The 11487-nt window shown below is 54.2% G+C and carries 12 protein-coding genes; 11 read left to right on the forward strand and 1 reads right to left on the reverse strand.

Annotation, left to right across the window (positions count from 1 at the left end):
• The first annotated feature begins 222 nt into the window (after window positions 1-222).
• Both ravA and viaA read left to right on the forward strand, forming a co-directional pair.
• Complete coding sequence (ravA, locus tag DVA44_RS23580) at window positions 223-1719, forward strand: ATPase RavA (protein ID WP_114388340.1); 1497 nt, start codon at window positions 223-225, stop codon at window positions 1717-1719.
• Window positions 1713-3164 (forward strand): ATPase RavA stimulator ViaA, encoded by a 1452-nt coding sequence (gene viaA, locus DVA44_RS23585; protein ID WP_114316330.1) that lies wholly within the window; start codon window positions 1713-1715, stop codon window positions 3162-3164. Before ravA ends, viaA begins: the two co-directional genes overlap by 7 nt.
• Here the strand turns inward: viaA and asnA are convergent, their stop codons facing one another.
• Complete coding sequence (gene asnA, locus DVA44_RS23590) at window positions 3165-4157, reverse strand: aspartate--ammonia ligase (RefSeq protein ID WP_114388341.1); 993 nt, start codon at window positions 4155-4157, stop codon at window positions 3165-3167.
• A 150-nt stretch (window positions 4158-4307) separates the two neighbouring features.
• Between asnA and asnC the strand changes: the two genes are divergently transcribed.
• The 9 genes from asnC to atpH all read left to right on the forward strand — a co-directional run bounded on the left by asnC (window position 4308) and on the right by atpH (window position 11478).
• Complete coding sequence (asnC, locus tag DVA44_RS23595) at window positions 4308-4766, forward strand: transcriptional regulator AsnC (RefSeq protein ID WP_032615488.1); 459 nt, start codon at window positions 4308-4310, stop codon at window positions 4764-4766.
• A gap of 90 nt (window positions 4767-4856) precedes the next feature.
• A complete protein-coding gene (mioC, locus tag DVA44_RS23600) occupies window positions 4857-5306 on the forward strand; it encodes an FMN-binding protein MioC (protein WP_103177602.1) in 450 nt (149 codons plus the stop codon).
• Window positions 5307-5679: 373 nt separating this feature from the next.
• Window positions 5680-7569 carry a tRNA uridine-5-carboxymethylaminomethyl(34) synthesis enzyme MnmG gene (gene mnmG, locus DVA44_RS23605; protein ID WP_114388342.1) on the forward strand — a complete coding sequence of 630 codons (1890 nt, stop codon included), beginning with the start codon at window positions 5680-5682 and terminating at the stop codon, window positions 7567-7569.
• Window positions 7570-7674: 105 nt separating this feature from the next.
• A complete protein-coding gene (rsmG, locus tag DVA44_RS23610) occupies window positions 7675-8298 on the forward strand; it encodes a 16S rRNA (guanine(527)-N(7))-methyltransferase RsmG (RefSeq protein WP_103824231.1) in 624 nt (207 codons plus the stop codon).
• 615 nt (window positions 8299-8913) lie between these two features.
• Window positions 8914-9294 carry a F0F1 ATP synthase subunit I gene (gene atpI / locus DVA44_RS23615; RefSeq protein WP_103824374.1) on the forward strand — a complete coding sequence of 127 codons (381 nt, stop codon included), beginning with the start codon at window positions 8914-8916 and terminating at the stop codon, window positions 9292-9294.
• 8 nt (window positions 9295-9302) lie between these two features.
• Window positions 9303-10118, forward strand: coding sequence for a F0F1 ATP synthase subunit A (gene atpB / locus DVA44_RS23620; RefSeq protein ID WP_040077702.1), 816 nt, complete (start codon window positions 9303-9305; stop codon window positions 10116-10118).
• Window positions 10119-10167: 49 nt separating this feature from the next.
• Entirely contained in the window at window positions 10168-10407 is a 240-nt protein-coding gene (gene atpE / locus DVA44_RS23625) for a F0F1 ATP synthase subunit C (protein ID WP_000429386.1), read from the forward strand.
• Window positions 10408-10459: 52 nt separating this feature from the next.
• Complete coding sequence (gene atpF / locus DVA44_RS23630) at window positions 10460-10930, forward strand: F0F1 ATP synthase subunit B (protein ID WP_032615498.1); 471 nt, start codon at window positions 10460-10462, stop codon at window positions 10928-10930.
• A 14-nt stretch (window positions 10931-10944) separates the two neighbouring features.
• Window positions 10945-11478, forward strand: coding sequence for a F0F1 ATP synthase subunit delta (gene atpH, locus DVA44_RS23635; RefSeq protein WP_103824232.1), 534 nt, complete (start codon window positions 10945-10947; stop codon window positions 11476-11478).
• Window positions 11479-11487: the final 9 nt, after the last annotated feature.

Genomic DNA, 11487 nt, shown 5'->3' on the forward strand with positions numbered 1-11487 from the left:
GACTAGTCTTTTCGTTTAAATAACAAATGTGTGCTTAGTCCCTTGGCCCACAAAAAGCGCACAGTATGCACGATTAATCTTAGAATCGTACCCCTAAATGCCACCTCATTAACGTAGCGCAAAGAAAATAGCACCGTGGTTCAGTCTATTACCAGCCCGGAACGAAACGTCTATACTCGCTTCAATTAGCCGGGGGTACGGCGAAAGGATGCAAAAACAATTATGGCTCACACTCATTTATTAGCAGAAAGAATTTCCCGTCTCAGCGGCGCCCTGGAGAAAGGGCTTTATGAACGTAGCCACGCCATTCGCCTCTGTTTACTGGCGGCGTTGAGCGGCGAAAGCGTATTTCTGCTGGGGCCGCCCGGCATCGCAAAAAGCCTGATTGCCCGCAGGCTGAAATTCGCTTTTCAGCACGCCAGGGCGTTTGAGTACCTGATGACCCGCTTTTCCACGCCGGAAGAGGTCTTCGGTCCGCTCTCCATTCAGGCGTTAAAAGATGAAGGGCGGTACGAACGGTTAACCACCGGCTATCTGCCAGAAGCGGAAATCGTCTTTCTCGATGAGATCTGGAAAGCCGGCCCGGCGATCCTGAATACCCTGCTTACCGCCATTAACGAACGCCGGTTCCGCAACGGCGCGCATGAGGAGAAAATCCCGATGCGCCTGTTGGTGGCAGCATCCAACGAACTGCCCGAAGCCGACAGCAGCCTCGAAGCCCTGTATGACCGTATGCTGATCCGCCTGTGGCTCGATAAGGTGCAGGACAAAGCGAACTTCCGCTCGCTGCTGACCAGCCAGCAGGATGAAAACGATAACCCGGTGCCTGCCGCATTACAGGTGACGGACGAGGAGTATCAGCAGTGGCAACAGGACATTGGTAAAATCACCCTGCCTGATGCGGTGTTCGATTTGGTCTTTATGCTGCGCCAGCAGCTTGATGCTCTGCCGGGGGCCCCTTACGTCTCCGATCGCCGCTGGAAGAAAGCCATCCGCCTGCTGCAGGCCAGCGCGCTATTCAGCGGTCGCGATGCGGTGGCGCCAATCGACCTGATCCTGCTGAAGGACTGCCTCTGGCACGACGCCAGCGGCATGAATCTGATGCAGCAGCAGCTGGAAATATTGATGACCGGACACGCGTGGGGACAGCAGGAGATGTTGAACCAGCTCGGGGCCATTGCCCAGCGCCGCCTTCAGCTTCAGCAACAGCAGAGCGACAAAACCGCCCTGCGTGTTATCCGTCAGAGCGGCATGTTCGCCCGTCGCCCACACTACGAATTACCGGCCGAACTGAGTGATACCACCCTGACGCTGCTCCTCCAGCAGCCGCTCAAGCTCCACGATATGCAGGTGATTCACATCACTCTCGAGCGGGAAGCGCTGGCGCAGTGGCTGACCAAAGGCGGCGAGATCCGCGGCAAACTTAACGGCATTGGTTTCGCCCAGCCGCTCAATATGGAAGTGGACGGCAGCCTGCATCTGGTGATCCGCGACGTCAGTTTACAGGGATCGCGTCTTGCGCTGCCCGGCACCGCGTCGGAAAGCGTGCCGGAAGAGATCAAACAGCAGCTGGAAGCGCTGGATAACCAGTGGCATCTTCAGCACACCCGCTTCAGCGAGCAGCAAAAATGTCTGTTCATCCACAGCGACTGGCTGGGGCGGATTGAAGCCAGCCTGCAGGATGTGAGCGCGCAGATCAAACAGGCGCGTCAATGCTGACGCTGGATACGCTCAACGTCATGCTTGCCGTCGGCGAGGAGGGCATGATCGAAGAGATCATCCTGACCCTGCTGGCCTCGCCGCAGCTGGCGATCTTTTTCGAAAAATTCCCGCGCCTTAAAACCGCCATCACCGACGATCTTCCTCGCTGGCGGGAAAATCTCCGCAAAAGGCTGAAAGATACCCGCGTTCCGCCGGAACTCACCGAAGAGGTGATGTGCTATCAGCAGAGCCAGTTACTCTCCACGCCCCAGCTGATCGTCCAGCTGCCGCAGATTTTAACCCTGCTGGACAAGGTTCACTCCCCATTCGCTGGCCAGGCGCGGCAGCTGGCGGTGGATAACGCCACCTTTACCCCCGCCCTGCATACCCTCTTTTTACAGCGCTGGCGGCTGAGCCTGGTGGTGCAGGCCACCTCCCTGAATCAGCAGTTACTGGAAGAGGAGCGCGAACAGCTGCTCAGCGAAGTACAGGAGCGGATGACACTGGCCGGGGCGCTGGAGCCGGTACTGGTGGAGAACGAAAATTCCGCTGGTCGCCTCTGGGATATGAGCGCCGGTCAGCTCAAGCGGGGGGATCATCAGCTTATCGTTCGCTACGGCGATTTTCTGGCACAGCAGCCGGAGCTGATGCAGCTGGCGGAGCAGCTGGGCCGTTCGCGGGAGGCGAAGTCGGTGCCAAAAAAGGATGCCCCGCTGGAAACCTTCCGCACCCTGGTGCGCGAACCGGCGACGGTGCCGGAGCAGGTGGACGGACTGCAGCAGAGCGATGACATTCTGCGCCTGCTGCCGCCAGAGCTGGCGACCCTCGGCATCACAGAACTTGAGTACGAATTTTACCGTCGGCTGGTGGAGAAGCAGCTCCTCACTTACCGTCTGCAAGGCGATGCCTGGCGGGAGAAGGTGAGCCAGCGCCCGGCGGTGCATCAGGATTTCGACGAACAGCCCCGCGGGCCGTTTATCGTCTGCGTGGATACCTCCGGTTCGATGGGAGGATTCAACGAGCAGTGCGCCAAAGCCTTCTGTCTGGCCCTGATGCGCGTGGCACTCGCCGACAGACGACGCTGCTTTATCATGCTGTTTTCCAGCGAGGTAGTGGGCTACGAACTCTCGGGCCAGCACGGTCTGGAGCAGGCGATCCGTTTCTTAAGCCAGCGCTTTCGCGGTGGTACCGATCTCGCCAGCTGTTTTCGTGCCATTATCGAGCGGATGCAGGGCGGCGAGTGGTATGACGCCGACGCGGTGGTGATTTCAGACTTTATTGCCCAGCGGCTGCCGGAAGAGGTGGTGAGTAAGGTGAAGGTGCTGCAGCAGGTCCACCAGCATCGTTTTCATGCCGTGGCGATGTCCACACATGGAAAACCCGGCATCATGCGCATCTTCGATCATATCTGGCGCTTTGATACCGGGTTGCGTAGCCGCCTGCTGCGGCGCTGGAAACGCTAATTACAGCAGGGCGTCGACGCTGTCACGAACCTGCTGCGGCCATACGCCACACTGAACCTGGCCGATATGGGAGAGCTGCAGCAGTAACATGGTCAGACGAGACTGGCCGATACCGCCGCCGATGGTCTGCGGCATCTCGCCACGCAGCAGCGCCTGGTGCCACTCCAGCTTAAGACGATCTTCATCGCCGGTAATAGCCAGCTGACGCTTCAGCGCCTCGGCATCCACGCGGATCCCCATGGAAGAGAGTTCAAACGCATCTTCCAGCACCGGGTTCCAGACCAGAATATCGCCGTTCAGGCCCGCCAGGCCGCTCTCGCCTTCGCTGCTCCAGTCATCATAATCCGGCGCACGTACATCGTGACGCTGACCATGAGACAGCTTGCCGCCGATCCCGATCAGGAACACGGCCCCTAACTCTTTGGTGATCGCACGTTCACGCCCTTTGGCATCGAGATCCGGGAAGCGGCTCAGCAGCTCCTGGCTGTGGACAAAGTGGATCGTCTCCGGCAGGAACGGGGTCAGACCAAACTCTTTGCTGACCGCCGCTTCGGTGGCTTTGATCCCGGCATAAATGGCTTCTACCGTCGCTTTCAGCGTACCGGTATGACGTTCGCCATCACCCATGACGCGTTCCCAGTCCCACTGGTCAACGTAAACAGAGTGAATCGCGGTAAGACGGTCTTCATCGGGGCGAAGGGCTTTCATGTGCGTGTAAAGCCCTTCGCCCGCGCTGAAGTCGTGTTGTCCCAGGGTTTGACGCTTCCACTTCGCAAGGGAATGAACCACTTCGAACTGGGCATCTGGCAGTGTTTTCACTTTCACCTGTACCGCTTTTTCGCAACCAGACAGGTTGTCCTGCGTCCCGTCGCCCACGCGGCTTAAGATCGGTGCCTGGACTTCAATAAGGCCAAGCTTCTCTTCCAGCTGGCGGGAAAAGTGGGATTTAACGAAACTGATCTGGCGTTGTTGTGCGATGTAAGCGGTTTTCATTATTTATACTCCTGCGTCCTGTTGGCATTGATTAAGCAACAAAAAAGAGCCCCTTTCAATAATCCAACAATAAAACTCCCGACTCACTTTTAAATCGCTAAAATTACCCGCTAAAATAGAGTGATTCATTAATCTTCATAAGAAAAAGCTATGGAAAATTATCAGATCGACAATCTGGACCGCGGCATTCTCGAGGCGCTGATGGCCAATGCACGTACTGCCTACGCAGAACTGGCAAAACAGTTTGGCGTCAGCCCGGGGACCATTCACGTGCGCGTAGAGAAGATGAAACAGGCGGGGATCATTACCGGCGCCCATATTGACGTCAGTCCGAAACAGCTGGGGTATGACGTCTGCTGCTTTATCGGCATCATCCTCAAGAGCGCCAAAGACTACCCCTCGGCGCTGGCAAAGCTGAATGCGCTGGATGAAGTGACCGAGGCCTACTACACCACCGGCCACTACAGCATCTTTATTAAGGTGATGTGCCGATCGATCGACGCCCTGCAACAGGTACTTATCAACAAGATCCAAACAATCGATGAAATTCAGTCCACCGAGACGTTGATCTCCCTGCAGAACCCGATCATGCGTACCATCCGCCCGTAACAGGGCAAAATAATTACCACATTTTCCACAGGTAGATCCCAGCTCGTTCACAGCGTACAATGTCCCCCTGTTTATCTGAGCGAGCGATCAATGGCGGACATTACTCTTATTAGCGGCAGCACCCTTGGTGGCGCTGAATATGTCGCGGAACACCTGGCCGAAAAGCTGGAAGACGCGGGCTTTTCTACTGAAACGCTGCATGGACCGTTATTAGAGGATCTCCAGCTCGATGGGATCTGGCTGTTGATCACCTCCACCCATGGTGCGGGGGATCTTCCGGATAACCTTCTTCCTTTATATGAAGAGTTAAAAGAGCAGCAGCCCGACCTGACGAACGTCCGGTTTGGTGCCATTGGTATTGGCAGCCGGGAGTACGACACCTTTTGCGGCGCCGTTGAGAAGGTCGAGACCGAACTGAAGTCCTGCGGGGCACAACAGATCGGTGAAACGCTGAAGATCAACATCCTCGATCATGATATTCCGGAAGATCCAGCCGAACTTTGGCTGGCGGAATGGAAAAATTTACTCAAAACAGATTAAAGATCGTGCGATCGGATGTGGATAACTCTGGTTAAAAGCTTGGATCAACCGGTAGTTATCCAAAGAACAACCCGTGATGACTTTTTGTGCTGTGTATAACATCGCGATCTGATCCCAGCTTATACGTCACAGGATCACCGATCATTCACAGCAAACGATCCTCTCTAAGCACATGATCTTCTTTGGGAGATCCGGCTTATCCACAGAAACCCGCGATCCTAATAAGAGATCACAATAAAACAGATCTCTAAATAAAAAGATCTTCTTTTTAATAGCCAGGATCCCAGTGCTTTCTCGAACGACTAAAGTTGAGTAGAATCCACGGCCCGGGCTTCAATCCATTTTCTTACCGCTTTACGCGAGGCAGACCACCATGTTTTATCAGGATCCTTTTGACGTCATTATCATTGGCGGGGGTCATGCAGGCACCGAGGCCGCAATGGCCGCGGCGCGAATGGGTCAGCAGACCCTGCTTTTGACACACAATATCGACACGCTAGGACAGATGTCCTGTAATCCGGCGATTGGCGGCATTGGGAAAGGACACCTGGTAAAAGAAGTGGATGCACTTGGCGGCCTGATGGCAACCGCGATCGATCATGCGGGTATCCAGTTTAGGATACTAAACGCGAGCAAAGGCCCCGCCGTTCGGGCGACCCGTGCTCAGGCGGACCGCATGCTCTACCGCCAGGCCGTACGCACCGCGCTGGAGAATCAACCGAACCTGATGATCTTCCAGCAGGCGGTTGAGGATCTGATTGTGGAAAACGATCGTGTCGTTGGCGCTGTGACCCAGATGGGTCTGAAGTTCCGTGCCAAAGCCGTCGTGCTGACCGTCGGGACCTTCCTTGACGGCAAAATTCACATCGGACTGGACAACTACAGCGGTGGCCGTGCTGGCGATCCGCCATCCATTCCCCTTTCACGCCGTCTGCGCGAGCTGCCGCTGCGCGTCAGCCGCCTGAAAACCGGTACGCCACCGCGTATCGACGCCCGCACCATTGATTTCAGCGTGCTGGCCCAACAGCACGGCGATAACCCGATGCCGGTCTTCTCGTTCATGGGCAGCGTGGATCAACATCCGCGTCAGGTGCCGTGCTATGTCACGCACACTAACGAGAAAACTCATGACGTGATCCGCAGTAACCTCGATCGCAGCCCGATGTATGCCGGTGTGATCGAAGGGATCGGCCCACGCTACTGCCCGTCGATCGAAGACAAGGTGATGCGCTTCGCCGATCGTAACCAGCACCAGATCTTCCTGGAGCCGGAAGGGCTGACCTCCAACGAGATCTACCCAAACGGTATCTCCACCAGCCTGCCTTTCGACGTGCAGATGCAGATCGTCCGTTCCATGCAGGGGATGGAGAATGCGAAGATCGTCCGTCCGGGCTATGCCATTGAGTATGACTTCTTCGATCCGCGTGACCTGAAGCCAACCCTGGAGAGCAAATTTATTCAGGGTCTGTTCTTCGCAGGCCAGATCAACGGCACAACCGGTTACGAAGAGGCTGCCGCTCAGGGGCTGCTGGCTGGTCTGAACGCCGCGCGCTTCTCGGCCGAAAAAGAGGGCTGGGCGCCGGGTCGTTCTCAGGCTTACCTGGGCGTGCTGGTGGACGACCTCTGCACCCTCGGCACTAAAGAGCCGTACCGCATGTTTACTTCCCGCGCGGAATATCGTCTGATGCTGCGTGAAGATAACGCCGACCTGCGCCTGACCGAAATCGGTCGCGAGCTGGGCCTGGTGAATGATGCACGCTGGGCGCGCTTCAACGAGAAGCTGGAGAACATCGAGCGTGAACGTCAGCGCCTGAAGACCACCTGGGTCAACCCAACCGCCGAGTCCGTAGACGAAGTGAATGCTCACCTGTCGGCGCCGCTCTCCCGTGAAGCCAGCGGGGAAGATCTGCTCCGTCGTCCGGAGATGACCTACGAGCAGCTGATCCAGATGACGCCGTTTGCGCCGGGTCTGGAAGACGTGCAGGCCGCTGAGCAGGTCGAAATCCAGGTGAAATACGAAGGCTATATCGCTCGTCAGCAGGATGAGATCGAGAAACAGCAGCGTAACGAGAGTACGATCCTGCCCGCCACGCTGGATTACCGTCTGGTTAACGGCCTCTCCAACGAGGTGATCGCCAAGCTGAATGACCATAAGCCGTCATCCATCGGCCAGGCATCGCGAATTTCAGGCGTCACGCCTGCGGCCATCTCCATTCTGCTGGTGTGGCTGAAAAAACAGGGTATGCTGCGCCGTAGCGCTTAATTGTAAGAACTGCCCGGTGGCGCTGCGCTTACCGGGCCTACAGAATTCCGTAGGGCGGGTTCGCGTAGCGCCACCCGCCAGCACCTATCTCAACAGGTATTCACCGTGCTCAACAAACTCACTCGTCTGCTGGAACAAGCCGGTATTTCGCTCACCGATCACCAGAAAAATCAGCTGGTGGGGTATGTCGATATGCTGCACAAATGGAACAAGGCCTATAACCTCACCTCGGTTCGCGATCCGAACGAGATGCTGATTCGTCACATCCTCGACAGCATCGTGGTAGCGCCGCATCTCAAAGGGGAGCGTTTTATCGATGTGGGAACGGGACCGGGTCTGCCGGGCATTCCGCTCTCTATCGTTCGTCCTGAGAGCCATTTCACGCTGCTGGACAGCCTGGGCAAGCGCGTACGCTTCCTGCGTCAGGTTCAGCATGAACTGAAGCTGGAAAATATTCATCCGGTGCAGAGTAGGGTAGAGGCGTTTCCCGCCGAACCGCCGTTTGATGGCGTGATCAGTCGGGCCTTTGCCTCCCTCAATGACATGATCGACTGGTGTAAGCACCTGCCTGCGGAAAATGGCCGCTTCTATGCCCTGAAAGGGGTGCTGCCGGAAGAAGAAATCGCGCAGATGCCTGAAGGTTTTGAGATGGAAGAGGCTATTAAATTGCACGTTCCCCAGCTGGAAGGCGAACGTCATCTGGTGATTGTTAAGCCAAAATCTTTTTAAAAATATAATAAAAAATGTGGAATTTGTGCTGTTCTTAGTATGTTAAAAATTACGCGTCAGGCTAAGAAGTAAACAGGGCTAATTTAACCGCTTTTTTACTGTGGATTTTCTTTGGGTTAACCTGGGCGTGTAGTTAACCCAAAAGATAATAAACACCGAAAATATCAGCTTGCTAAAAGTAGGGAAGAGTAATCAGATTGTAATGTTAAATATTTATTAAAAATGTCAATAAAAGGTTTTTGTTGTATACAGGGCTGTTTTGAGAATAGTTGCTTAAATTAATCTTTAATATCAAAAAGATGAAATATAACGTTTTACCGCTTTAATTTATTCGACCTTATCGTAAATGTCTAATTTGTGATCTCGTGCACGCTTTATCGTCAACGTTTCCGCGTTGTTTGCAGTTTTGACGCGCCATTCATTGTTTGGCGAAAAGTTAAGAAATAGCGCCGGGGAAAAATATTTAAACATTTATTCACCTTTTCGCTACTTATTGTTTGAAATCACGGGGACGCACCGTATAATTTGTCCGCTTTTTGCTGCTTGACTCTGAGCCTTAAAGAACGTTTTATACGACACGCGACATACCTCGAAGTGAGCAGGAGTAAAAACGTGATATCAGTGTCGCTCTTGAGTCGAAACGTTGCTCGTAAGCTTCTGTTCATTCAGTTTCTGGCGGTGATAGCAAGTGGATTGCTGTTCTGCCTCAAAGACCCCTTCTGGGGCATCTCTGCGGTAAGCGGAGGTTTGGCAGTGGTTGTGCCAAACATGTTGTTTATGATTTTTGCCTGGCGTCATCAGGCGCATACACCTGCCAAAGGCCGCATGGCCTGGTCCTTCGCCCTCGGCGAAGTGTGTAAGGTGTTGTTGACCTTTGCCCTCCTGGTGGTGGCGCTGGCGGTTTTTAAAGTGGTATTTTTGCCGCTGATAGTGACGTGGGTTTTGGTGCTGGTGGTACAAATTCTGGCGCCAGCTGTAATCAATAACAAAGGGTAAAAGGCATCATGGCTTCAGAAAATATGACGCCGCAGGATTACATAGGTCACCATCTGAACAACCTTCAGATCGACCTGCGTACATTCTCGCTGGTGGATCCGCATAACCCCCCAGCCACCTTCTGGACGATCAATATCGACTCCATGTTCTTCTCGGTGGTACTGGGTCTGTTGTTCCTGGCCATTTTCCGCGGCGTTGCGAAACGTGCGACCAGCGGCGTTCCAGGGAAATTCCAGACGTTCATCGAAATGATCATTGGCTTCGTTCACGGTAGCGTCAAAGACATGTATCACGGTAAGAGCAAGGTGATTGCACCGCTGGCGCTGACCGTCTTTGTCTGGGTCTTCCTGATGAACCTGATGGACCTGCTGCCGATCGACTTGCTGCCGTTTATCGGCGAGCATATCTTCGGACTGCCTGCGCTGCGTGTGGTGCCGTCTGCTGACGTGAACATCACCCTGTCTATGGCGCTGGGCGTATTCATCTTGATTCTTTTCTACAGCATCAAAATGAAAGGTGTAGGCGGCTTCGTGAAAGAGCTTACCCTGCAGCCGTTCAACCACTGGGCGTTTATTCCGATCAACTTGATTCTGGAAGGCGTTAGCCTGCTGTCCAAACCGATTTCCCTCGGTCTGCGACTGTTCGGCAACATGTATGCGGGTGAGCTGATTTTCATTCTGATCGCGGGTCTTCTGCCGTGGTGGTCACAGTGGGTTCTGAATGTGCCGTGGGCCATTTTCCACATCCTGATCATTACGCTGCAAGCCTTTATCTTCATGGTTCTGACGATCGTCTATCTGTCGATGGCGTCTGAAGAGCACTGATTCTTTACCAACACTACTACGTTTTAACTGAAACAAACTGGAGACTGTCATGGAAAACCTGAATATGGATCTGCTGTACATGGCTGCCGCTGTGATGATGGGTCTGGCGGCTATCGGTGCTGCGATCGGTATCGGCATCCTCGGGGGTAAATTCCTGGAAGGCGCAGCGCGTCAGCCAGATCTGATTCCTCTGCTGCGTACTCAGTTCTTTATCGTTATGGGTCTGGTGGATGCTATCCCGATGATCGCTGTAGGTCTGGGTCTGTACGTGATGTTTGCTGTCGCGTAGTAAGTCGTTTAAACCCTAAGCCACAGTTGTAAATTTAAAGAGGTATTGTGCTGTGAACATGAACGCAACAATCCTCGGCCAGGCCATCGCGTTTGTTATCTTTGTCTGGTTCTGCATGAAGTATGTATGGCCGCCTTTAATGGCTGCCATCGAAAAACGTCAGAAAGAAATTTCTGACGGCCTGGCTTCTGCAGAACGCGCTAAGAAAGATTTGGACCTTGCACAGGCCAACGCGACCGACCAGCTGAAAAAAGCGAAAGCGGAAGCCCAGGTAATCATCGAGCAGGCGAACAAACGTCGTTCTCAGATCCTGGACGAAGCGAAAGCTGAAGCAGAACAGGAACGTACTAAAATCGTGACACAAGCGCAGGCAGAAATTGATGCCGAGCGTAAACGTGCTCGCGAAGAGCTGCGTAAGCAGGTCGCGATTCTGGCTGTTGCTGGCGCCGAGAAGATCATCGAACGTTCCGTGGATGAAGCTGCTAACAGCGACATCGTGGACAAACTTGTCGCTGAACTGTAAGGAGGGAGGGGCTGATGTCTGAATTTGTTACGGTAGCTCGCCCCTACGCCAAAGCAGCTTTTGACTTTGCTATCGAACACCAAAATGTCGATCGCTGGCAGAACATGCTGGCGTTTGCCGCTGAGGTAACGAAAAACGAACATATGGCTGAGATGCTTTCTGGCGCCCTGGCGCCTGAAACGCTCGCCGATTCGTTCATCGCCATTTGCGGTGAGCAGCTGGACGCCAACGGCCAGAACCTGATTCGGGTAATGGCAGAAAATGGTCGTCTTAAAGCGCTCCCGGATGTTCTCGAGCAGTTTGAGCACCTGCGTGCCCTCAGTGAAGCCACTGTTGAAGTTCAAGTAACTTCTGCGACTGAACTGAGTAACGAACAGCTTGCGAAAATCACCGCCGCGATGGAAAAACGTCTGTCACGCAAAGTGAAGCTGAATTGCAATATCGATAAGTCTGTAATGGCAGGCGTAATCATCCGTGCGGGTGATATGGTCATTGATGGCAGCGTACGCGGCCGTCTTGAGCGCCTTGCAGACGTCTTGCAGTCTTAAGGGGACTGG

The sequence above is a fragment of the Leclercia sp. W17 genome (assembly GCF_003336325.1).
Classification (GTDB): domain Bacteria; phylum Pseudomonadota; class Gammaproteobacteria; order Enterobacterales; family Enterobacteriaceae; genus Enterobacter.